Origin of the sequence: Sandaracinomonas limnophila (genome assembly GCF_004005965.1) — a bacterium.
GTDB lineage: Bacteria > Bacteroidota > Bacteroidia > Cytophagales > Spirosomataceae > Sandaracinomonas > Sandaracinomonas limnophila.
This window is the reverse complement of the sequence record NZ_SACY01000003.1, coordinates 213,453-238,296: the sequence shown is the minus strand read 5'-3', so window position 1 is coordinate 238,296 and position 24,844 is coordinate 213,453. Positions and strand designations below refer to the sequence as shown.

The 24,844-nt window shown below is 35.7% G+C and carries 20 protein-coding genes; 14 read left to right on the top strand and 6 right to left on the bottom strand.

Going from position 1 to position 24,844, the window contains the following annotated elements; genetic code table 11:
* Positions 1 to 17: 17 nt before the first annotated feature.
* From EOJ36_RS07165 to kduD, 13 genes are all read left to right on the top strand, one after another.
* The gene (locus EOJ36_RS07165; RefSeq protein WP_127803827.1) at positions 18 to 1,454 is read left to right on the top strand and encodes an amidohydrolase; all 1,437 of its coding nucleotides are present in this window, start codon (positions 18 to 20) and stop codon (positions 1,452 to 1,454) included.
* Positions 1,455 to 1,558: 104 nt separating this feature from the next.
* Entirely contained in the window at positions 1,559 to 2,116 is a 558-nt protein-coding gene (locus tag EOJ36_RS07160) for a Rieske 2Fe-2S domain-containing protein (protein ID WP_127803825.1), read from the top strand.
* Positions 2,116 to 2,547, top strand: coding sequence for a thioredoxin family protein (locus tag EOJ36_RS07155; RefSeq protein WP_127803823.1), 432 nt, complete (start codon positions 2,116 to 2,118; stop codon positions 2,545 to 2,547). The genes EOJ36_RS07160 and EOJ36_RS07155 overlap by 1 nt, the downstream gene beginning before the upstream one ends.
* The gene (locus tag EOJ36_RS07150; RefSeq protein ID WP_238944433.1) at positions 2,544 to 3,488 is read left to right on the top strand and encodes an FAD:protein FMN transferase; all 945 of its coding nucleotides are present in this window, start codon (positions 2,544 to 2,546) and stop codon (positions 3,486 to 3,488) included. The genes EOJ36_RS07155 and EOJ36_RS07150 overlap by 4 nt, the downstream gene beginning before the upstream one ends.
* Entirely contained in the window at positions 3,485 to 3,703 is a 219-nt protein-coding gene (locus EOJ36_RS07145; protein WP_127803821.1) for a DUF4266 domain-containing protein, read from the top strand. The genes EOJ36_RS07150 and EOJ36_RS07145 overlap by 4 nt, the downstream gene beginning before the upstream one ends.
* A gap of 14 nt (positions 3,704 to 3,717) precedes the next feature.
* On the top strand, positions 3,718 to 4,935 hold the full coding sequence (locus tag EOJ36_RS07140) for a DUF3570 domain-containing protein (RefSeq protein ID WP_127803819.1): 1,218 nt from the start codon (positions 3,718 to 3,720) through the stop codon (positions 4,933 to 4,935).
* A gap of 131 nt (positions 4,936 to 5,066) precedes the next feature.
* Complete coding sequence (locus tag EOJ36_RS07135) at positions 5,067 to 7,904, top strand: PQQ-dependent sugar dehydrogenase (RefSeq protein ID WP_127803817.1); 2,838 nt, start codon at positions 5,067 to 5,069, stop codon at positions 7,902 to 7,904.
* Positions 7,905 to 8,009: 105 nt separating this feature from the next.
* Positions 8,010 to 9,356: a glycoside hydrolase family 88/105 protein gene (locus EOJ36_RS07130; protein WP_127803815.1), complete on the top strand. Its 1,347-nt coding sequence runs from the start codon at positions 8,010 to 8,012 to the stop codon at positions 9,354 to 9,356.
* Positions 9,357 to 9,399: 43 nt separating this feature from the next.
* Positions 9,400 to 9,780, top strand: coding sequence for a hypothetical protein (locus tag EOJ36_RS07125; protein WP_127803813.1), 381 nt, complete (start codon positions 9,400 to 9,402; stop codon positions 9,778 to 9,780).
* A 35-nt stretch (positions 9,781 to 9,815) separates the two neighbouring features.
* Complete coding sequence (locus EOJ36_RS07120) at positions 9,816 to 10,610, top strand: MbnP family protein (RefSeq protein WP_127803811.1); 795 nt, start codon at positions 9,816 to 9,818, stop codon at positions 10,608 to 10,610.
* A gap of 70 nt (positions 10,611 to 10,680) precedes the next feature.
* Positions 10,681 to 11,652 (top strand): cytochrome-c peroxidase, encoded by a 972-nt coding sequence (locus tag EOJ36_RS07115; protein WP_238944432.1) that lies wholly within the window; start codon positions 10,681 to 10,683, stop codon positions 11,650 to 11,652.
* The gene (locus tag EOJ36_RS07110) at positions 11,652 to 12,557 is read left to right on the top strand and encodes a hypothetical protein (RefSeq protein ID WP_127803806.1); all 906 of its coding nucleotides are present in this window, start codon (positions 11,652 to 11,654) and stop codon (positions 12,555 to 12,557) included. The genes EOJ36_RS07115 and EOJ36_RS07110 overlap by 1 nt, the downstream gene beginning before the upstream one ends.
* A 47-nt stretch (positions 12,558 to 12,604) precedes the next feature.
* Complete coding sequence (gene kduD / locus EOJ36_RS07105) at positions 12,605 to 13,360, top strand: 2-dehydro-3-deoxy-D-gluconate 5-dehydrogenase KduD (RefSeq protein WP_127803804.1); 756 nt, start codon at positions 12,605 to 12,607, stop codon at positions 13,358 to 13,360.
* Positions 13,361 to 13,421: 61 nt separating this feature from the next.
* Here kduD and EOJ36_RS07100 read toward each other — a convergent pair whose 3' ends face one another.
* The 4 genes from EOJ36_RS07100 to EOJ36_RS07085 form a co-directional block, all read right to left on the bottom strand.
* Positions 13,422 to 14,972: a glucoamylase family protein gene (locus tag EOJ36_RS07100; RefSeq protein ID WP_238944431.1), complete on the bottom strand. Its 1,551-nt coding sequence runs from the start codon at positions 14,970 to 14,972 to the stop codon at positions 13,422 to 13,424.
* A 145-nt stretch (positions 14,973 to 15,117) separates the two neighbouring features.
* On the bottom strand, positions 15,118 to 15,984 hold the full coding sequence (locus EOJ36_RS07095) for a LamG-like jellyroll fold domain-containing protein (RefSeq protein ID WP_127803800.1): 867 nt from the start codon (positions 15,982 to 15,984) through the stop codon (positions 15,118 to 15,120).
* A 34-nt stretch (positions 15,985 to 16,018) separates the two neighbouring features.
* Positions 16,019 to 17,554 (bottom strand): RagB/SusD family nutrient uptake outer membrane protein, encoded by a 1,536-nt coding sequence (locus EOJ36_RS07090; RefSeq protein ID WP_127803798.1) that lies wholly within the window; start codon positions 17,552 to 17,554, stop codon positions 16,019 to 16,021.
* Between the two features lie 10 nt (positions 17,555 to 17,564).
* Positions 17,565 to 20,570, bottom strand: a complete 3,006-nt coding sequence (locus tag EOJ36_RS07085) for a SusC/RagA family TonB-linked outer membrane protein (protein ID WP_127803796.1) — start codon at positions 20,568 to 20,570, stop codon at positions 17,565 to 17,567.
* A 146-nt stretch (positions 20,571 to 20,716) separates the two neighbouring features.
* Between EOJ36_RS07085 and EOJ36_RS07080 the strand changes: the two genes are divergently transcribed.
* Entirely contained in the window at positions 20,717 to 23,488 is a 2,772-nt protein-coding gene (locus EOJ36_RS07080; protein ID WP_127803794.1) for a ligand-binding sensor domain-containing protein, read from the top strand.
* Between the two features lie 42 nt (positions 23,489 to 23,530).
* Here the strand turns inward: EOJ36_RS07080 and frr are convergent, their stop codons facing one another.
* A complete protein-coding gene (frr, locus tag EOJ36_RS07075) occupies positions 23,531 to 24,091 on the bottom strand; it encodes a ribosome recycling factor (RefSeq protein ID WP_127803792.1) in 561 nt (186 codons plus the stop codon).
* 8 nt (positions 24,092 to 24,099) lie between these two features.
* Positions 24,100 to 24,810: a UMP kinase gene (gene pyrH / locus EOJ36_RS07070; RefSeq protein WP_127803790.1), complete on the bottom strand. Its 711-nt coding sequence runs from the start codon at positions 24,808 to 24,810 to the stop codon at positions 24,100 to 24,102.
* Between the last annotated feature and the right edge of the window lie 34 nt (positions 24,811 to 24,844).

Genomic DNA, 24,844 nt, shown 5'->3' with positions numbered 1-24,844 from the left:
TTCATCTAAACTAAATTATGAAACACTTGAAGTTTATTAATTCATTTGCTTTTTGTCTATTTTTTATAATTAGCTCAATTTATGCCCAGTCGCCAAAAGCGAAAGTGCTTAAAAATTTAGACAATAAATCTGCCTTTTATGGACAAATTTCCAAAAAGATATGGAACTTTGCTGAGGTAGGGTACAAGGAAAAACAAAGTTCAAATTTATTGCAGGAAACCTTGAAAAATGCCGGATTCACAGTTGAATCAGGAGTAGCCGAAATACCAACTGCCTTTGTAGCAAGTTTTGGATCAGGTTCACCAGTCATTGGAATTATGGCTGAATATGATGCGCTACCTGGGATGTCGCAAGACTCAATTCCTGAAAAAAAATCCGTAGGAGGACTTGGCGGACATGCCTGTGGACATCATTTATTTGGAACTGCCTCTGTAGCCTCTGCGATTGCCGTGAAAGAGTGGATGAAAGAAACGGGTCAAAAAGGTACAATAAAGGTATATGGTTGTCCTGCTGAAGAAGGGGGTTCTGGCAAGGTATACATGGTGCGTGCTGGCTTATTTAACGGGGTAGATGCGATGTTGCATTGGCATCCGAATGATGAAAATACGGTTGCTAGTACATCTTCATTAGCCAATAAAGCAGGGAAATTTAGATTTTATGGATTAGCTTCACATGCAGCAGCATCACCAGAGATGGGTCGTTCTGCTTTGGATGCTGTGGAGGCAATGAATTACATGGCAAACCTAATGCGTGAGCATGTGCCAAGTTCAACGCGTATACATTATGTTATTACAAATGGAGGAAAGGCTCCTAATATTGTGCCAGATTTTGCAGAGGTTTATTACTATGTGCGTTCTCCAAAAAGAGATGTAGTAAAAGATGTTTGGAGCCGTATTGAAAAGGCTGCTGAAGGGGCGACTTTAGGTACAAGTACTCGATATGAAGTGGAATTGATAGGGGGAGTATATGAAGTTTTACCAAATGATGCCCTAGTGAAAGTAATGGGTGATAATTTGAAACAAGTAGGTGGTTATTCATTGGACGCCAAAGAAATGGAATTTGCAAAAACCATTCAGCAAACCCCTGGAATGCAAAAAGTTGATTTAAACAGTACGCAACAAACCTACTTAGGCCGACCAGACCCAAGTGGTGGTGGATCTACTGATGTGGCCGATGTGAGTTGGACAGTGCCAACAGTTGGCCTTGGTACTGCTACCTGGGTGCCTGGTACTTCAGCTCATAGTTGGCAGGCAGTTGCTGCAGGTGGAATGAGTATTGGTAAAAAGGGAATGATGGTAGCTGCAAAAACAATTGCTTCTACTGCAATCGATTTATTTCAATCTCCAGAAGTTTTGAAAAAAGCCAAAGAGGAACTGGATTCAAGAAGAGGACCTGATTTCAAATATGAATCTTTACTTGGTAACCGAAAACCAGCACTTAACTATAGAGATTAAAGTCATCAAATTGGTTAGTTTCATCTATTCTTCTATTCAGTTGGTCAACATGTATTTTGGCTTAACTTTAATTTGTATATTTTTGAAGAATTGAAATTAACCCTATGAAAAAAGATAAGTATAGCAGGTATGAGTTTTTGAAAAAAGTTGGATTTACTGGTCCTGCATTAATGGCTGTTTTAGGAAGTTGTACACAAAATGAAGATTTTAATGTAAATGCATTGGTAGTAAATACAAATGGAGATACTGTTTCGGATTTGAGTTCAACTTCTCCGGTGAATGTTTCTACTACTCCAACTACTCCTACAACGCCAACCACACCCACCACACCCACGACACCAACGACTCCTTCTGTAAATGCATTAGTTTCTATAGATTTAAATTCATCTGCTGCAAGTAATTTGAAAACAGCTGGAGGGTATATCATTGTAAATAATATGTATGTTGTGGGTAAAACAACTGCTGGAGCCTATGTGGCTGCTTCAGTAGTGTGTACGCATGAGCCTAAAAGACAAATCATTTTAAATAAAACAGAATATTTTTGTACTGCCCACGGTGCAAGATTTGCACTTAATGGACAGACATTAAACACTGTTGCTCGGTCGAGTTTGACAGTTTATAAAACACAAGTAAACGGAAATATTTTATCAGTTACAGCCTAATGAAAGCATTTATATTGGTATTGTTTGTTAGTTTTCAGGTGCTAGGTGGTGGCGAGGGTTGGGGGAATGATTTTGCGGAAGCCCAAAAAACTGCCAAAGCAGAAAATAAATTAATCTTATTGAATTTTTCTGGTTCCGATTGGTGTGGACCATGTATTCAGTTGAAAAAAGAGGTGTTTGAGTCTGAAACATTCAAAACTTTTGCAGGCCCAAAATTGGTGTTGGTTCGAGCAGATTTTCCTCGTTTGAAAAAAAATCAATTGGAAAAATCGCAACAGGCCAAAAACGATTTAATGGCTGAAAAATACAACCAGGATGGAAAATTTCCTCTTACGGTATTGATTAATGCCGATGGAAAAGTTCTTCACAAATGGGAGGGGTTTCAACCCAATATTTCCAAATTCCTTCAAGAAATAGAAAGCTCTAAATGAGAATTTTTAGGCGAAAAGAACGTTTGATGGGTAACCGCTTCATCTTAGGAGTAGTTGGAGAAGATGAGGAATTGGCAAATCAAGCATTAGAGGAGGCCGTGAATGAAATCAAACGAATTGAAGCCTTATTTACCACTTTTAGCGAATCGAGTATAACCAATCAAATTAATTTGAATGCAGGTAAGTCTCCCGTTAAAGTATTAGAGGAGTTTTTCCAATTAATGGTTCGTGCTGAAAAAATTTCTAATTTAACTGAAGGGGCTTTTGATTTGAGTTATGGATCATTGGACAAAGATTTTTGGAATTTTAATAGAGAAATGACTCAATTGCCTCATCCAAAGGATGCAAAAAAGGCAGTAGAATTGATAAATTTTAAAAACATAGAGTTGAATTCTGCAGAAAAGACCGTTTTTCTAAAAAAAGAAGGCATGAGAATTGGGTTTGGAGGAATAGGAAAAGGTTATGCCGCAGACCAAGCCAAAAAATTATTGATTGCTAAAGGTTTTGAAAATGGTATTGTAAATGCTTCAGGCGATTTATGTTGTTGGGGGAAGGATGAAAATGGAAATGATTGGAAGATTACTTTGGCTAATCCAGATGCTCCAGAGGAAATCATCGCCCAAATTCCTTTGAAAAATTATGCAGTGGCAACCTCAGGCACGTATGAAAAGTTCGTTTGGATAGAAGGAGAGAAATATTCACATACCATTGATCCTAAAACCGGTTATCCCGTAAAAGGTGTAAAATCAGTAACGGTTTTGGCGCCTTTTGCAGAATTAGCGGATGCATTAACCACCCCAATTGCTGTAATGGGAATTCAAGATGGATTGAATATGCTAAACCAATTGAATGGGATTGCAGCTGTAATTATAGATGATCAAAATAATTTATATACCACTAAGAATTTAAATTCTAAGATTTTTGAACCCGAAAAGATATGAAAACAATCAAGTTTGGTTTAGCTTTTGTTGGTTTGCTAGCTGTAGCTAGTTCATGTACCAGTGTAAAGGAATACCAAAAAAGCCGAATCAACGATTCAGACATGGAATTGTCGTCGCGTAAAAGCGAAAAGTTTGAACAAGCATTTTACCTATATCGAGAGGGTGCTTCGGGAGCCAATGGGGGAAAAAGTGGCGGAGGCTGTGGTTGTAATTAATTAATCCTGTAGAAATGAAAAAAGTTATTTTAGCCATTGGACTATATGCTAGTTTTCTTCATGCAGGAAAAGCTCAATTAAGTACGTATTACGGCGACACAACAAATTATAAATCGAGAAAATTAAAATTCGAGGAGGCAAATATTGTAACAGGTTACTATTTTCAAGATGGTAATAATTCAGCCATTACAGGAGGAATAGGAACAGAAAAATTGACCGATTTGGCCAATTCATTCGATATTACATTTTCCAAATTAGACAGATACAATCGCTTGCATACGTTGAATGTTGATTTTAATATTGATCGATATACATCAGCTTCTTCAGACAATATTGATCCATTAACAAAGTCATCCGCATCTAAAGAAGATACCCATATTTATCCAAGTATCAATTGGTCGGTTAAAGACGATGTTACCCGAACTACTAAATCTTTAGGCTATGCATTTTCAACTGAGTATGATTATCGTTCACATGGATTTAATGGAGGAATAACTTTTTTGTCGAAGGATAAAAATACTGAATATGCTTTGAAAGGTTCAGCCTATTTAGATACATATATGTGTATTTTACCTTCTGAACTGCGACCAGCTGATTATCCATCTGGTGCACATCGTGATCAGGCGGGTATAGCCTACAAACCAAGGAATACCTTTTCTGGATCCTTTTCCATTGCTCAGGTTATTAATCAGCGCTTGCAAGTAATGGGGATTATTGAACCGGGTTATCAAGAAGGATTACTAAGTACTCCATTTCACCGGGTGTATTTTACAAATGGAAATCATACCACTGAGAAATTACCAAGTACAAAAATCAAACTCCCTGTTGGACTTCGTTTAAGCTATTTTGCAGGTGATAAGGTTGTTGTAAGAGGTTTTTATCGTTTTTATATCGACAATTGGGGAATGGTGGCTCATACGGCCAATTTAGAAATTCCTTATAAAATTAGCCCTTTCTTTTCAGTAATGCCTTTTTACCGGGTAAATAATCAAACGGCCTCCAAGTATTTTAACAAATATGGAATGCACGATGCCAATGAAACGTATTATACCTCGGATTATGATTTGTCGACTTTCATTTCCGAATTTGTTGGAATGGGAGTTCGAATGGCACCTCCGGGTGGTATAGCTAAAGTGGTGAATTGGAATTCGATGGAATTGCGCTATGGGTATTATCACAGGTCAAATGGGATGGTTGGGCACAGCGTCAGTTTGCAAATAAAAATTAAATAGTCCATTCAAATGGACTATTTTTTTTGTATTTCGTAGCAAAATTTTGACAATTGGTAGTTTTTCAGGATAAATCATTTTCATTTCTCCTCTTATTGTATCATTTTTGTAAATTAACAATTAAATCTAGAACTATGCTGAAAAAATTACTGGCAATCAGTGCCTTATTATTTTCTACATCATCAGTTATTTTAGCCCAAGCACCAGACGAAAATCGTTTCGTTAAATCCGTTTTGGTTGAAAAACTGGATGAGCCTATGGAGTTTACTTTTATCACAGGAGGAAAAATTCTTTTTGTTGAAAGAAAAGGAGATGTAAAACAATATGATCCAGAAACGAAGGAAACGAAAGTTGTTGGACATATCAATACGAATACGAAATACAAAAACCGTTTAGGTCAGGTACGTGAAGCAGAAGAGGGTTTGATGGGTATTGTAGCTGATCCAAACTTTAAAACCAACAATTGGGTTTATGTGTATTATGCACATCCAACAGAGACTAACCACGTGTTATCTCGTATGGAATACAAAGACGAGCAATTGGTTCTTAACTCAGAAAAAGTGATGTTAAATGTTCCTGTTCAACGTGAAGAATGTTGCCATACAGGTGGTGGAATGGTTTTCGATAATTCAGGAAACTTATTCTTGACTGTTGGTAACAATACTTCAAACAGTAATTCAGACGGATATGCTCCAATCGATGAGCGTCCAGGTCAGGCTTATTGGGATGATCAACGTGGTGCGGCAAATACAAATGATTACAGAGGAAAGATTTTACGTATCCATCCTGAAAAAGATGGTTCTTATACCATTCCAAAGGGTAACTTATTTGCTCCAGGCACTCCAAAAACAAAGCCTGAAATTTACACCATGGGACACCGTAATCCTTGGAGAGTAAGTGTTGACTCGAAAACAGGTTATATCTATTGGGGAGAAGTTGGTCCAGATGCTTCTGTAGACAACGAAAGAGGTCCAAGAGGATACGATGAGTTTAACCAAGCAAAAGGTCCTGGTTTCTTCGGGTGGCCATATTTTATCGGTAATAACAAAGCATATAACGATGTGAACTTCGAAACATTGGCTATTGGTCCAAAGTTTGATGCAGCACATCCAATTAACGATTCTCCAAACAACACAGGTTTAAGAGAATTACCTCCTGCACAAGGTGCCATGATTTATTATCCGTATGGATTGTCTGAGGAATTCCCATTAGTAGGTGCTTCGGGTAGAAGTGCAACGGGTGGACCTGTTTATCACCGTTCGGATTTTCCTAATGCAAAACGTGCATTTCCAGCCTATTACGAGAACAAATGGTTAGCCATTGAGTTTATGCGTGGCTGGATTATGTCGATCACCTTAGATGAAAATGGAAATTATAAGTCAATGGAGCGTTTCATGCCAAATACTTCTTTTGGTAGTGCAATTGATATGAAATTTAGTCCAGATGGCGATTTATATGTGTTAGAATATGGTTCTGCATGGTTCAAAGGAAACGATAATGCTAGGATTGTTAAGGTAGAATACCAAGGTGGAAACCGTAAGCCAGTGGCAGTTGCAGGTGCTAGCAAAACACAAGGTTCTTTGCCAATGAGTACAACATTATCTGCAGAAGGTTCAAAAGATTACGATGGTGATAAATTAACTTATACTTGGACGGTTAAAAAAGATGGGAAGTTGGTTAAAAGTTTAACTGGTGAAAAGGCGAACTTAAATTTGACAACAGCTGGTAAGTACATGGTAGTGTTGACTGTGAAAGATCCTAAAGGATTGAGTAATGTGGCGGCTCTTCAATTATTGGCAGGTAATGAGCCTCCACAGGTAGATGTAGATTTACAAGGTGCAAACCAGACATTCTACATGCCAAACAAGAAAATTAATTATCAAGTAAAAGTTACTGATAAAGAAGATGGCAGTTTAGGAAAAGAAATAGGAGAGGAGTCTGTAGCTACAACTTTAGATTATATTCCTGATACCTACGATCCAATTGAAATGTCTCAATCTCACCGTAAAGCTGATTCAGATTTATTTGCTGCCGCTGGTTTGAAATTGATCAACAAAAATGACTGTAAATCTTGTCACTTGAAAGAAGTTCGCTCGGTAGGGCCAGCTTACAAAGAAGTTGCAGAGAAATATAAAGGTCAAAATGTTGTAGAACAATTAAGTAATAAAATCATTACAGGTGGATCTGGAGTTTGGGGAGAGCATGCAATGAGCGCGCACCCTTCTTTAACTAAGGCAGATACTAAATTAATGGTAGAATACATAATGAGTTTAGGAGAGGCGCAAGCTTCGAATAAAATTGCTTTGAAAGGCGATTTAGATTTGAAGGTTCCTGCTAAGTTTACAAATTCTAAAGGTGTGTATGTAATTCGTGCAACTTACATGGATAAAGGTAAAAACAAAATCCCTTCTGCTCAGACTGAGAAGTGGGTTATGTTGAGAAATCCAAAAATGGATGTTGAAAAAGCAGATGTAACAAGTGGAATTCAGCAATTAATTACTCCTATGCGTTCTACAAACATGGTGGGTAAAAATCCTTATTTGATGTATAAAGCAATTGATTTAACCGGTATCTCATCATTTGAAATTGGGGCTTCTGCACAAGCAAGAACTTCAGCAGCAGGTGGTGTAGTTGAAATTAGAATTGATTCTCCAAATGGTCCTGTAATTGGAAAAACAACAATGATAGAAGTATCCAATGCAGGAGGATTTGGACCAGCACCAGTGGCGAATCCAAATCAAAAAGGAGCACCATTAGGAACAGGTGTTGCTAATGCTGCGCCAGCAGCTCCGGCACAAGGTGCACCAGCAGCCCCAGCACAAGCGGGTCCTCCAAGAAGATTTGGACCAAGTGCACAAAATGTAGCAATTCAGGCTACTTCCGGAATGCATGATTTATATTTTGTAGCGGTAAATCCAAACGCTGGTGAGCAACAAATTGTAGTTCAGATATCTAGTATTGAGGCTAAATAATTAGATTAATTAGAATCTATCTAAAAAGGCGAGAAGAAATTCTCGCCTTTTTGCATTTAAAGTAAAAATGTAAACTTTTTGCCTTTTATAACAAATTGATTTTATATGAAGAAAATAGCCCTTTTACTTATTGGATTTGTTATTTTTGAATCAAATGCTCAAAAAAACATCACCAATGCAAATGATAACAATGCTCCCTTGCATGCGCTTCAGCCCGATTATCCTACTCCGTACAAAGTTGCTACAAAGGAAACTATTTTAGCTAATGTAGATAAGATTTTTACATATTTGGAACAAGCTACACCCACGCACATGATTGATGCCACGAGTGGACAAAAATGGGAGCCAGGACAGCCTTATTCGGATCAAATTAAATTTTCAAAAGGTGATTTTCGACCTATTTCTTATGAATGGGGGGTGACCTATTCGGGAATGTTGGCATTGAATCAAATCACGGGACAAGAGCGATTTAAGAAATATGTGTTTGATCGTTTAAGTTTTATCGAAAAGGCCTTGCCAGCCGCCAAAGAATTTAGCCTGCAGCATCCAGATAAACAACATGCCCTCAGAGGCTTAGTTTATCCCAAAGCTTTGGATGATATTGGCGCGATGTCGATGGGCGTTTTAAAGGCACAAAAAGCAGGGTTTACTGGTGATTTATCATACGTTGTTCAGCGTGCCGAAGATTTTATATTAAAAGAAGAACATCGTTTGCCAGATCATACCTTGGTGCGCATTCGTCCCCTTCAACATACCATGTGGTTAGATGATTTGTACATGGCCATTCCTGCTTTGATGCAAATGGGTAATAAGACAGGTAATACAAAATATTACGAGGAGGCAATTTTTCAATATGAATCGTATAAAAAAAGAATGTTCAATCCGAACTTGAATATCTTTATGCATGGATATTTGGAAGGTGCAGATACACATCCTGAATTTCATTGGGGAAGAGCCAATGGATGGGCCATTCTAACTTTGTGTGAAATGTTAGAATATTTGCCAGCTAATCATCCGAAGAGACCCGAATTGCTCCTACAATTTAAAAGACATTTGAGTGGATTGATGGCTTTGCAAGATGGAACAGGATTTTGGCATCAATTATTAGATAAATCGGACTCATATTTGGAAACATCTGCCACTGCTATTTATAGTTATGTAATGGCAAAAGGAATCAATAAAGGTTGGTTAGATGTTCGAATTTATGCGCCATCTGCTCTACTGGCATATCAAGCAGTGCAAACACGTATCTCAGAGAATGGACATGTGGAAGGTACTTGTGTTGGAACAGGTTTAGCGTGGGATCCAGCATTTTATTACCATCGACCAGTTTCTCCATTTGCGGCACATGGGTATGGGCCAGTTTTATTGGCATCTGCTGCCATCATGGAATTAGTTGAAAAACATCCATTTGCGATAAATGATTCAGCAATACATTTGAAGGAAAAGTGAGATTAGTCAATTATAATTTGAAATTCTCTTTTAACTTTGTGCCGTGAAAAAACTCACGGCACTTTTTTTGTTGTTAATTCTTCAAGTTCCTTTGTTCAATCAATGGGGAGCTGTTGCCTATTACCAGGTGAATAGAGATTTTATTGCAAAAAATCTTTGTGTGAACAAGGATAAGCCTAAGATGAATTGTAATGGTCATTGTTATTTGGCGAAACAATTAAAAGCAGCTGAGGAAAAAGAAACAAAATCTAATTCAGAAAAATTAGAGAAAATGCCAGAATTGGTATTGTTTGTTCAAAAAAATCAAGTAATTGAAATTTTACATTTTGATCCCATAAAGTCAGAAAATAATTTTTATTATTCTAATTTTTACAATTTTCAAATCACCTCAGGCCTAGCGAAACCACCCAATTTTTCTGTTTAATTCAGTCCTTTTATTAAACTTTAACGAATTAAATCATGAAAAATATTTTATGGATTTTTATATCCATTACTTTCCTTTTGGGTGCTTGTAAAAATGAAAGCATTGAGCCTATAGACCCTTCAATTAAAAACAATGTAACACTTGAGTTTTCCAATATGGTTGGAACTCAAAGTTTAATTTTGGATAATTCTACTTATCAGAATTCATCTGCAGAAAGTTTCTCTGTATCCAAATTAAATTATTTTATTTCGAATGTGAGTTTTAAAAACATTGCTGGTACAACGGTGAATCTTTCAGATCAATATTTTTTAGTTAAGCAAAATGATGCAAATTCATTATTGCCAATCCTAAAAGATGTTCCTTCTGGAGATTATACAGAGATAAGTTTTACAATTGGAGTGGATAGTGTAAAAAGTGTTTCGCCAGTAGAACAACGAACCGGAGTGCTGGATCCTGCTTCCTATGGAGATGATAATATGTATTGGTCATGGAATTCTGGTTATATTTTCTTTAAATTGGAAGGTACTTCGCCATCAGCAATAAATGTTGCAACACCCAATAAATTTCAATACCATGTGGGAGGATTTGGCGGAAGAACTTCAGCTACGGCCAATAACCTGCGGAGAATAACCTTAGCTTTACCTCAAATTATTCATGTGCGTAAAAGTATTTCTCCCTCAGTTCATTTAATAGCAGATATTTCAAAAGTATTTTCTGGCACAAATCCTGTAAAATTGGCCAATTCCGCTGTTATTATGAGTCCAGCATTGGCATTGCCTATATCTTCAAATTATGCAAATATGTTTTCTGTAGATCATATTCATGAATAGTATTTTGAAATACCCGTTACTTCTATTTTTAGGCTCTTTAATACTTCAAAGTTGCGAGAAAACTGATGCATTGAATTCGAGTGATGACTCGAATTCTAATGCATCAGTTTATTTTTATAAACCATTAAATTTCTTGGATCCTGTTTATGACTTTTCAAAAAACCCAGTGACTAAAGAAGGATTTGAGTTAGGAAAGGCGCTTTTCAATGACCCTTTGTTGTCCCGAGATAACACCATCGCTTGTTCAGAATGTCACAATCAGTCGTATGCATTTACACACCATGGACATCCGTTAAGTCATGGAATTGAAGGAAAAGTGGGACTAAGAAATGCACCACCTATTCAAAATACAGCTTGGCAAAAGGAATTCTTTTGGGATGGTGGAGTTGGTGATTTAGATTTATTTCCTATTGCGCCCATTGAAAATCCTGTCGAGATGGATGAGAAATTGGGAAATGTATTGGAAAAGTTGAAAAAGACCTCTCGATACCCCAATTTGTTTAAAAGTGCATTTGGCACCGATGAAATCAACACCCAACGATTTTTAAAAGCCTTATCACAATTTATGAATTCTCTGATTTCTGATAATTCTAAGTATGATAAAGTGATGAGACATCAAGGAGAGGTTTTCACACTTGATGAAAAAGCTGGTTATGATTTATTTAATGCCAAATGTGCAAGTTGTCACCAAGGAGCATTATTTACAGATCAAAGCTATCGAAATAATGGTTTGCCAATAAACGAGCAATTGAATGATAAGGGTCGTTTTAGGATTACAGAAAACTCAACGGATTTATACAAGTTCAAGGTTCCAAGTTTACGAAATGTAGAACTTACGGCACCCTATATGCACGATGGTCGTTTTTTTACATTAGATGATGTGTTGAATCATTATTCAAGGGGTGTTGTTCAAAGTGAAACCTTGGATCCAATCCTTTCAAAGGGTATTTCATTAAGTGAGGAAGAAAAACGAAAAATCATTTTGTTTTTGAAGACTTTGACCGATAAGGAATTCATTCGAAACACTAAATTTTCAAATTAATGAGATTATTTATAAGTGTGCTATTTTGTCTAATTTTTACTTCAAAACTCTATTCCTGTGATATATGTGGATGTGCCAATGGTTTTTCGTTTATGGGCATCATGCCGCAGTCGAATCGTTCATTTGTTGGTTTGAGATATAAATATTTTTCTTTCAACTCCCATCCGAATTCAGTCTATTTAAAATCTCAAGAAACATTTCAGCAAACCGAGTTTCAGTTTCGAATATTTCCCTTTGCTAAATTTCAATTGGTTGGAAATATTCCATATTCCTTTCATCAGAAATCGACATTTGATAAAAATTTTACCTTAAGTGGTCTTTCAGATCCCAGTCTTTTGGGTAATTATAATATCTTAAATACTTTGGTAGGAGAGAAAAATAGGTTGATTAATCATGTTTTATCAATAGGTTTAGGCTTGAAATTTCCTTTAGGTAAATATGAATTAAATCAACAGAATTCAGATGAAATAAATATTCCCAATTTCCAATTAGGAACAGGTACTTGGGATTATTTTATTTCAACTTCTTATTCCTTAAAATATAAACGTTTGGGTTGGTCAACTGATATTCAATTCCGACAAAATGGAATAAATTCAAATCAATACCAATTTGGAAATCGAAGCCAAATTTCAAGTAATTTATTTTATCAAGTTTATTTGAACAATGGGATGCAAATTTTTCCAATGCTTAATTATACGATTGAAAATTGGGAAAAAGATGCTGAAAATGGAATTGTCAATAATGAATCTGGTGGACAAATTCAATGGATTGGTTTTGGAACGGAAATTACCAAAAGTAGATACGGAGTACAAGTTATGTGCCAGTTGCCAACTAATCAAAATTTAGTACTTGGTGAATTAGAGGCACAACCTCGTTTAAATGTTCAAGTAAATTATTTGTTTTAATTGAGTAATTGAAAGGATTTTAATTCTTTACATAAAAAAGTAAACTTATGTTTGATTTAACAGGAAAGGTAGCCTTAGTTACAGGTTGCAAAAGAGGCATTGGAAAGGCAATGGCACTGGGATTAGCAGAAGCGGGTGCTGATATTATAGGGGTATCCGCAAATCTGGAATTAGCAGGTTCTGAAGTTGAAAAAGAGGTAAAAGCTTTGGGAAGGAATTTCAAAGCATTCCAGGCCAATTTTGGCGATCGAACATCCTTATATGCTTTCATTGAACAAGTAAAAAAAGAATATCCACAAATTGATATTTTAGTAAATAATGCAGGTACTATCTTACGTAATCCAGCTTCAGAACACTCAGACGAATACTGGGATGAGGTGTTGGAGGTAAATTTAAATTCACAGTTTATTTTGAGTAGAGAAATTGGTAAGGGAATGATTGAGCAGGGTTCAGGAAAAATCATTTTCACTGCTTCTTTGTTGAGCTTCCAAGGTGGAATCAATGTTCCGGGTTATGCGGCCAGTAAGGGTGGAATTGCCCGTTTAACCATGGCTTTGGCGAATGAATGGGCTGGAAAAGGAATAAATGTTAATGCCATTGCTCCTGGATATATTTCTACCGATAATACTGAAGCCCTTCGTAATGATCCGGATCGTTCCAATTCTATTTTAGGTCGAATTCCAGCGGGTCGCTGGGGTGAACCAGATGATTTCAAAGGGCCAGTAGTATTTTTAGCCTCTGAGGCTTCTAATTACGTTCATGGTACCATCCTGACTGTAGATGGAGGATGGATGGGGAGGTAAAAGGTATAAGGTATAAGGTATAAGGTATAAGGTGTAAGGAATAAGAGATTAGGTAATGGAGTTAATAGGTGAAGCCTAATTTTTTAAGACCATTTTTTACCTCTTGTGATTTGCCAAATTGGTTCCAAAGTAATTGCGTTCTGTAATTTTCAATCATAATGATGATAGGACCTTGGTCAATGGCTAAAAAGGAATCAGCATACCATGTATTTGACAAATTAAATGCATCTACAAAGCCGTATTCTTTCCATGTTTTATCGCCTAATACATAATAGAAATATTGAATTGCTTTCATTGATTCTACAGGAGTATAGGGTAAGGATGAGATGGCCGCAGTAGGTGTAATGGTTCCATTATCATTTGTCGGATCATTTGCGGTATATCCATTTTGAATATCAGATGCGGTTAGGCCCCAACAATTTGAGCTATAACCATAGAATTTCTTAGGATTATTGACACAGTAAGCATAATTAATTTGGCTATGCGCAACATTTTGGTCCCAATAGTTTGCAAACTCATCTTTTAAGCCCTTGGGATTTAAACCCAAGAATGAATAATGGCTGAAAAATAAAGGTCCACCATAAGCAGGACCTAAAGGTAATTTGATACCAAAATAAGACTTGCCATTGAGAAAAGTAGCATTCTCTGTCCATCCTTTGGTATAGGTTTCTTTATCGATTGGAAAAGTGGGAGAGGAGGCTGCTAAGATATAGGTAATCAGACATTCATTCCATCCTTTAATGGGCATATTCATATCCCAACCATAAGTGGGCGACCAATGCCAATAGAGTTTCTTTTCTCCATTTTTTGTAAACCAAGACCATTCCACTTCGTTCCAAAGTTGGGTGATGTTTTTTCTTAGTTTGCTTTCACTAGCGGTATTTTGGCTATAATATTCCCTTGCGGTTAATAGTCCTTGCATTAAATAGGAAGTTTCAACTAAATCGGCTCCATTATCTTTTGGACTAAAGGCTATTGCTTTTCCAGTTTTGCCATTGAGCCAATGAGGAAATGCCCCGTGGAAACGCTCAGATTTTTGAAGTAAGAAATCTGTTATTTTATTTAATCGATCTACAGATTCTTGTCGAGTTACAAAATTTCTTTCAGCAGCTACTACAATTGCCATTATTCCAAATCCAGAACCTCCTGATGTAACAATATCTCCAGAAGAATTTCTTTCTCGGGAAAGCCCAGATTCAGGATGGCCAAAATCCCAAAAATATTTAAAAGTTTGTTGTTGAATTTTTGTTAATAGGTCATCAGTTGAAAGGGTAGTAAATTTTTTACTAGTGTCTATTTCTGTGGTTAGGTAAAATGACTGTTCGGTCTCAAGTGTTGTTCCGTTTAAATTACTGAAGTTTTTAAAAATGCGGGCTTGGTATTTTGTTCCAAAAAGAAAACTTTCTTTGGGTTTAATGATTAATGTGCAATCTCCATTTTTATACAAAAGTTCAAATGGGATATTTTTTTGGTTATTCAATTGTTGAAGAGAAACATTTTCCTGAGCTTTGGATTTATCAATTTTGCTTGAAAACCCAATTTGTAAATCGGCAATTCTATTTACCCCAACGAATTGGTTCAGATCAACAGCATTTCCAACTCGAGTAGACATGATGGTAAAATTGTCTGATTGAGGGATCACCTGTTGTTTTTTGCAGGCAAAAAGAGTGATTAAGGAGAGGAAAATTAACGTGTTTTTCATTCGAAGGAATGGGATATAAAGGGCTGTAATTACAGCCCTTTGAATTGAATAATAATTAACGACCAGCTGTTTCAAGTTTAAACAAAGATAGGATTTCTCCTTCTGTTAAAGCTTTGTTATAAACTCGTAATTCGTCAATTAAACCAGTCATAGGTGCTTGCCACGTTTCTGATGTTTGTCCAGATACGTTTGATCCCCAAGCGCCAATAACTGGTTTGGTAGGTGTAGCAAAGGCTAAAGCTCCTAAGTTTCCGCCATCTCTTAATTCCCATTCTGGATTAGAAACTTTCACTCCATTTACATACATTTTGAAATTGGCAGTTGCTGCATCATAGGTCATAACTAAATGAAAAAATCCTTTTCCTGCTACTTTATTTGCTTGAACTCCTCCCTTTGAAGGTTCATTTCTTGTATCTTGCCAAGAATCACCAGCAGTTTTTTTAGTGACTAATAATCCTTTAACGACTAATGTATCATTGGTTGATTTTTTCCAACCCGTTTCAGCCATTAAATTTAAGTTTCCTGCCCATTCGTTAGGGCGAGTCAACGTAAGAAAGCATGAGGGCGTATTTCCATTGTTCGAAATGTTCACCCAACCCGAAATGGTAGCAGATGCAAGGCTATTTAAATTAGCAATAGCATTATAGGCCAGAAATCCTGAAGCCAAACTTAAGGCTTTCCCTTTAACACCTGTTGCGTAACTTGCATTTTTAGTTTCTGTTGGAGTCGCCCCAGATTTTGTTTCTTTGCCAGAGTCTTCAAAGCCCCAATGAGCCATTAGATTGGAAGCAGCTACTTCATCTGAATTGTTATATCCATCAATTGTAGGGAGTGTGTCTTCAGATTTTTTACATGATGTGAAAAGCATTGTGCCTACTAAAAGGCTTGCAAAGAATTTTGCGGTTAATTTTGTCTTTTGCATAATTTGAAAGTTAATTGTTATAAAAAAATTTGGTTTAATATCCTTTGTTCTGGGTTAATTTTCCCCCACTAAGTGCAATTTGTAATTGAGGAATTGGCAATAATTCATGTGTACCTTCTATGAATTTTTTACCTGCTTTTTGCATGGCTTTGGCCGCTCTTCCTGTTCTGACCAAATCAAAAAATCTATCGTGTTCCATTGCAAGCTCTATGCGTCTTTCATTCCAGATAGCTTCTCTCAATAATTCCTTTGAGAGCTCTGGTTTTTCATTCAAACCAGCCCTTTTTCTGATTTTATTTAAATAGGTCAAAGCAAGTGAGGTGTTACCATTTTCGTTTAGGGATTCAGCATATATTAGATATACATCTGCCAGACGAAGAATATGGATGTTTTTTTGTTTTCGATCTCTATTGCCTAACCAACTTTCCATTTGTGAATTTTCACTATGATAGGCCTTATAATTATACCGCAAATTTTCAACGGAATCTGCAGAGGGTACCCTGAAACCATCAAATAGAATTGTCCCTTTGTGTTTGCCAGAATTATCTATAAATATTATTGTGGCCTCTTTTCTTAGATCATTCGGTTCATATGCATTAACCAAAGATTCAGAAGGATTACAAAATCCCCATCCTAAATCAGTCCAGCCTCCTTTTCCACCTACACGTGGGCCTTGAAACATGGAATAAGAGTTTACCCCATAATCCGTATTATTAAATATACCGGTTTGAATTTCAAAAATTGATTCGCTGCTATTATTTCCCTTTTCTCTCCAGATTTGTGAATAATCATTGATTAGCGCATATTGTCCCGACTCAATTACCGCCTTGCATAAATCTGCTGATTTTAAATAATTTTTTTGATACAAATAAACTTTTGCTAATAAGGCCTGGGCTGTCCCTTTCGATATTCTGCCAGTTTGTGTTAATAAACGTAAAGGAAGGCTGTTACTCGCAAAAGTTAAATCTTCAATGATGATACCATAAATATCTTCAATACTAGCTCTCGTTTGATACACAGGATTTGTATTTGCTTCATTGGCATCTGCTGGTACACTTGTGATTTTAGGTACTGCACCAAAAAAACGAACTAAATTGAAATAATAATAGGCTCGAATGAATCGAACTTCTCCCATTAATTTATTTTTTTGAGCATCAACTAATTTGGATTTCTCTAATGCTTGTAAAGCTTGATTTGCCTTCGCAATGCCATTGTAGTGTCCCGACCATAAGGATTGGACAAAAACATTTGAAGAGGTTACCGTAAATTGATCCAATTGACCTACAGTAGCCGCTTGATCGCTGGCTGTACTTCCCTTGTCTGCATCATCCGAAATAATATTGGTTGCAGAAACAAATCCCAATCCATGTGCATCTCCTTCTGCACCAAATGCCTCACCCAATAGAAGGCTATTATAAACTCCAACAACCAAATTTTCAGCAAAATTTGCATCTGAATCGGAGGTAGGTTTAGATTCTATCGGAAGGTCTAAAAAGCTTTCCTTACATGCTATATTTAGTAAACCGATGCTTAGGAAAAACAGAATAAAATATTTGTGACGAATATTCATAGGTCAAATGTTAAAAGCCAAAGGATAATCCAAGTACTAAAGATTTGTTGATAGGGTATGCATTTAATTCAATACCAGCATTTGTTGGAGAATTGCTAGATAATTCCGGACTAAAACCTGTGAATTCTTTTAATGTGAGTAAGTTTTGGCCTGTCAAATAGACTCTTGCTTGTTTAAAGCCTAATTTTTCGGCAATAGAATTTTGCAACTTATAATTTAAGGTCACGTTGTTGAGTCGAACAAAATCGCCTTTTTCTAAAAAATAAGTGGAGGCAGGTAAATATCCAGCATTTGCTGCTGGTTCAGATTGAATGCCGCTACCTCTTGTCCATCTTCCATAAGCCATCGATTTTTCAACATTGTCTAATGCCCCTTGTCTGAATGCTTTTTTTCCGTTGTAAATGAAATTGCCAACATTGCCAATGACATCAAAACTTAGGTCCAAATTTTTAAAGCCAATATTGAAATTCATCCCAAAGTAGGCTTTAGGTTGATAAGATCCTGAAAATACGCGATCTAAATCATCAATTTTGCCATCATCATTTGTGTCTTGGTATTTGAATGAGCCTGGAGTTGCATTCGGCTGAATAGTTGTTCCAGCAGAGTTTTTGTAACTATTAATTTCATTGTCATCTTGAAATACACCTAATACCTTTAATAGATAAAAACTTCCAACAGGTTGGCCATTATCAGTCTTTGTTGTATAAAATTGTCCAGCACCAATACCTCCGTCTAAGATAGGTTGGCCGCCGTTCAAACCAACAACTTGGTTTTGATTCAATGTAATGTTTCCTCCTACTTTGATATTCCAGTTTGTGGCAAATTTATTTTGGTAGGTTAAAGCTGCTTCAATTCCTTTGTTTTGAATGGATGCAGCATTTGTAAGCACCATTCCGTCTTTATCACCAACCACAGAAGGAACCTTTACATTGATTAGTAGGTCTTTAGATGTCTTGTAATAATAGCCAAACTCTCCTTGTAATTTACCATTTAACAAGCCGAATTCAGTGCCAAAGTCAAACTCTTCGGTTGATTCCCATTTCAAATTTGGGTCTTTAATTTGGGTAATGGCAGAACCTCCAACAGCCACACCACCCCCAAATGGATAGGCCAAATTTGATTCTACCGTTACCTGATAGGAATCGCTTGGAATGCGATCATTCCCAACAATTCCCCAACTAGTTTTGATTTTTAAATCATTGATAAAGGTTAATTCTTTCATAAATGGCTCTTCTGAGACAATCCACCCCAAACCAACCGATGGAAAATATCCCCATCGATTTTTTTGAGAAAATTTGGAGCTGCCGTCCATACGATAGGTAGCCGTTACAATGTATTTGTCTTGAAAAGCATAATTTAATCTACTTAAATAAGAATTTCTTCTCCACTTGTCTCCAGTTCCATAATTGGTGGAAGTATTGGCATTTCCATTGTCTAAATACCAAAGGTTGTCCGATTCTGGAACGTCTTTTCGGAAGGCGCCAAACATCGACATATAATATTCTTCTGCTGTTGTTCCAACCAATAACTTCACCTTATGTGCACCAAAATTGCGCTCGTAATCAATGGTGTTATCCCAAACCCATCGGTTTGCATCGGATTCAAATACACTTAAATTGCTATTGGGATTTCTTTGGTTTCCACCCGGATTGATGAAAAAATCAGGACCATTGGTGAATTTATAGGTGTAATTTCTTCCTTTGTCAAAATTGAAATCGTTTCCGAAATTTGTTCTTAAGTGCAGATTTTTTACAGGCTCATAGTTTAATATAATTGCAGCCTGTAGCCGATTTAAATTACTTAAATCATTGTTATTGGATAGATCTAAAATAGGATTACCAACGTTTTGATATAGCGATGTATTGCCATACAAACCATTTTCTTTACCTTGAATAATTGGGGCGGCACGATATGCGTTGTTGTAAGCAGTACCCAAATTCACATTTTTATCATTACTTCTAGAATAGGAAGACGTGATACTTGCATTGAATTTTGGGTGTATCATGAACTCCTGGTTTAATCTAAAATTGAATCGTTCAAAATGATTGTTTATCACAATTCCTTCTTCTTTTAAATATCCGGCACTAAATAATGTTGAACTTTTTTCACTACCTGTTGAAATACTTAGCGAATGATTTTGACTTATTGCAGTTCGTAATATTTGGTCATACCAACTCGTGTTTACTTGCGATGTTGCAGGGGCATCTACTCCAATAGCCGCTATGTAATTAAGGTATTCTTTTGCATTTGCCATTTGTACGAGATTTGCCGCTTGGCGGACTCCTGCATTTCCATTGTATGTTACCTCAAAACCTTTTTTACCTTTTTTAGTTGTGATGATGATAACACCGTTTGCCCCACGTGCTCCATAGATAGCTGTTGCTGATGCATCTTTCAATACATTTAAAGAGGTGATGTCATTCGTATTAATATTTGAAATATCATCTGTTAAAATTCCATCTACTACAAAAAGCGTTGCTACTCCCGCTAATGCAGAACCAATTCCACGAATTCTTACTGTAGGGGAGCTTCCAGGTTTACCGTTAGAGATAATTTGAACACCTGGAATTTTACCTTGGATCGCTTGGGTCGGAGTCATAACAGGTATTTTTACTAATTCCTCACCCTTAATGGAAAAGTTGGAACCTGTTACTTCACTTTTCTTCATCGATCCATACCCTACAACTATTACTTGCTCTAATTCTTTTGATGATTTTTTTAAACTTATAATGGAAAGAACCTCTTTTTCGTTTGAATTCATCAACTTTTCTTGGCTTTCATATCCTACTGAGCTGATCTTTAAACGGTCTCCCGATTTAAATGTTACTTGAAATTGTCCATTTTGGTCACTTACTATTCCTTTTTTACTAGTTTCATTATAAATAGAAGTGCCTGGTATACCAGATTTATCCTCAAAGTCTATAATTCTTCCCTTAATAACCTGCTGGGCAAATAGTTGTCCTACGGTTATAAGTAACAAAATCAGGATTTTCTTAAATGGAATGTTTTGGTACATTTCTTAATTTTTTTTGTTTTATTACAAGACAAAAGTAGAAAGGGTAAATCGAAGAATAAATTTTTTCACTACATCAATACCACATCAAATGTCGCTTTTTTGTAAAAAATAAAGGATATTTACACATCATTTATCATTTTAGCCACATGAAACACCTATATGTCTTATTTATTTTTTGCTTTTATTCTGTCTTTGGTCAAAAAGAACCTTGGAAGGTAGTTTTACAAAGTAATGTGAATCATTTTAGTGCACAGGAATATGGGGGGCATACCCAAAACTGGGATATTTGTCAAGGAAATAACCAATTTGTATACGTAGCCAATTCGAAGGGCCTAATGGAATTTAATGGGATTGACTGGAAAATATTTTCATTGCCTGGGCAAAAAATTGTTCGTTCTGTTGCTGTGGGGGCCGAAGGGAATATCTATACAGGTGGATTAGGTGAATTTGGATTTTGGAAAAGAGATGTAAATGGATTATTAAATTATTTTTCTTTAAAAGATCAAATTAAAGACAAGGAATTTCCACATGAAGAAATTTGGAAAATTTTGGTGCTAAAAGACCAGATTTTATTTCAGTCTTTTGGATTTATGTATTCCTATAAACAAAATAAAGTTTCTAAAATTAAATTGCCAGGACCCATACTATTTTGTTTTGAAGCGGAGGGTTCTGTTTATGCTGAAGTAATTGGTTTAGGCCTGTATGAACTTAAAGGTAGTGCTTTAGAAATGGTTCCCAACACCCAAATGTTAGGGCAAGAGTCTATATGTGCTATTTTAAATGGTAGAACTCCTGGAGAAATAATTATTGTAGGCTCTAGTAATGTCTTTGCTTTTCAAAATAAACGTTTGGTGACTTTTAATAAAGGTTTTAACCTGGAAATTCGAAAAGCAAAAATTAATAAGGCCATTCGTTTATCGAATGGTAATTATGTATTTGGGACCTTGTTGAACGGAATCTATTTGACTGATGGTTATGGTAATATATTGAACCATTATAACCAATTGAATGGTTTGCAAAACAATACGGTTTTGTCCTTGTTTGAGGCCTCCGATCGTCAACTTTGGGTTGGACTAAATTCAGGTATTGATTTAATTCACAATCTGGAAAATACTCATTATTTGGACCCCAACGGGGATGTTGGTACAGTATTTGATGCAATTCAGTATCAGAATAGATTTTATATTGCAACCAATCATGGAATCTACTTATTAAAAAATAAACATTTTAATTTAATAGGTAATACACAAGGTCATTCTTTAAATTTTACAATAGTAAATGGTCAATTGTATTGCGGTCATAGTAATGGAACCTATTGGATTCAAAATGATAAAGCAAAATTAATTTCAAAAATTACTGGTGGAGGTAAAATTAAATTATTAGATAAAGCATCTGACTTGTATATACAAGGTACCTATACTAGATTATGTATCTATCAATTTATAAATAAGAAGTTAACATTTATAAGGTCTTTAGAAGGTTTCTCCGACCCAGTTTCTGATTTTATTTGCCTTGATAAAAATCAAATACTTGCAAAGTCTGCCACATGGGGAATAAGTAAATTGTTAATAGATAAAGATTTGATGAAAATTCAAACTAGAAAGAAATTATTTCATCAGTCCCCTGCAAATTCTTTATTTTCCTTAAATGATATTAATTACATTTTTACAGGTTCAAATTTCTATACGGATCAAAGTCCTACCCATAAAATTGTTCGAGCAAATAATCCTTTTCCACAAATAATTCCTTCAAAAATTATTCAAACAAATGCAGACGAGGTGATTGTTTTTAATCAATTGGGACAAGGTTATGTTTTTTCAGGTAATGATTCACAACTATATAATAGATTAGATTTACCTGAAAAAGAAGAATTGAATATTTTGAAATTGAATACAAATACTTACCTAGTGGCTGGAAATGAAGGTTTTGAAATTATAGATACAAGAAAAAAAACAGGTAAAATATGGGATAAACCTTTTGTATATTCAATACAAGTTTTTACAAATGATTCTAATTATTTTATTTATCCAAGTCTTCAAACTAATGCTTTACAGGAGAAATTGGCATACAATGAAAATCAATTAAAATTTAAAATAGGCCTACTTCATCCTTCCCATCAATCAAAATTGTACTACAAACTTTGGCCCATTCAAAATTATTGGAATGAGTTTACTGATTATAAGGGAGGTGTTGTTTTGAATAAATTGCCTCCAGGTGATTATAAATTATTTATTAAATCGAACAAGAATGCACAATTGAATTATTATTCTTTTTCAATCAAAGACCCATGGTATTGGAGTTGGTTTAGTAAATCTATTTATTTAATGATTTTTTTAGCAGCAATTTGGTTAGCCTATAAAATCCATTTGTACCGATTGAAATTGAAGCAAGAAGAGATAAGTAAGGAAATGGCCTATCAAATTCAAATTAACGAAGAGAGAAATAAACAAGAAATAATTCGCTTGAAAAATGAAAAGCTGGAAATTGATTTACATACAAAAAATGAAGAATTGTCTAATTTAACTTTCTCTATAATAAAGCGTAACGAATCTTTGCAAAAAATTAAACTAGATTTGGATCGAATTAAACCTAAGGAAGATCAAAAGAATTATATTTTTAACTCAATTGTTCATCAAATTGAAGATAATTTTAATTCAAAAAAAGAATGGAAAATCTTTGAGGAAAATTTCAATGAAGTACACGAATTGTTTTTCAAGAAATTGTTGAGTCAATTCCCTGATTTATCTCATGGTGATTTAGGTTTAGCCGCTTATTTGAAAATGAATTTATCTTCAAAAGAAATTTCCCAAATATTAAATATTACACCTAGATCCGTAGAATTAAAACGGTATCGTTTGCGTAAAAAATTAGCACTACCTACTGAACAAGGACTTTCAGAGTTTTTGATGAATGTGTAATAAAAAAGCCCTCAAATGGGGCTTTTTTAATTCTTGCTTCGGTTACACCGACATTATATCCTTTTCCTTCTCGCCAAAAATCACATCGATTTTTGCAATGAAGGAATCCGTTTGTTTTTGTACTTTGTCCTCTCCGTCTTTGATCGCATCTTCAGAAACCCCATCTGCTTTTAGCTTTTTGATACTGTTGTTGGCGTCCTGACGAGCATTACGGATATTCACTTTAGCAGTTTCAATTTCCGCTTTTACACGTTTTACTAAATCCTTTCTGCGGTCCTCAGTTAATGGTGGAATGTTCAAACGAATGGTTTCTCCATCATTTACAGGATTTAAACCTAAATTAGAATTACGAATGGCTTTTTCAATTTCTCCAAAAAGTCCTTTTTCAAAGGGCTTGATAGCAATTGTACGAGCATCAGGAGTAGTGATAGACGCAGCACCATTGATAGGAGTATTCATGCCATAATAGTCTACCATTAGGCCATCTAGCATATTAACAGAAGCTTTACCAGCTCTGATTTTAGACAATTCGATGTTTAAGTGTTTGATTGCGCCATCCATTGTTTCTTTGGCAGCATCAATGTAAAATTCTATTTCTTCCATGTGTTCAATTAACTAATAAGCGTTCCTACTTCTTCCCCTTTAACCAATTGAGCCAAGTTTCCTTTTTTGTTCATATCAAAAACAATAATTGGTACCTTGTTTTCCTGACAAAGTGTAAAGGCGGTTGTATCCATAATTTTCAAGTTTTTGTTAATTGCATCTTGAAAACTTAGTTGCGTAAATCTTGTCGCATTTGGGTCTTTTTCTGGATCAGCCGTATAAACTCCATCCACACGAGTACCTTTTAAGACAACATCTGCTTCCATTTCAATTGCACGTAAAGAGGCAGTTGAATCGGTCGTGAAATACGGATTTCCTGTTCCTGCTCCGAAAATAACCACTCTTCCTTTTTCTAAATGACGAATGGCTCTTCTTCGAATAAATGGCTCGCAAACGGCCTCTATTTTGATGGCGGTCATCATACGTGTGTACAAACCTTGTTTTTCTAAAGATGCTTGCACTGCCATTCCATTGATTACCGTAGCCAACATGCCCATGTAATCGCCTTGTACTCGATCAATCCCTGCTTTTGCAGCCGCAGCTCCTCTGAAAATATTTCCTCCTCCGATAACAATGGCTACTTCTACACCTAAATCATGCACTTCTTTGATTTCAGCAGCATATTGTGCTAAAATACTTGGTTCAATCACTTCTTCGGTAGTGGAAAGTGCTTCGCCAGAAAGTTTTAATAAAATTCGTTTGTATTTTAATTCTCCCATAAGGACGTTTGGATAAAGGTAATTTGCCTTGCAA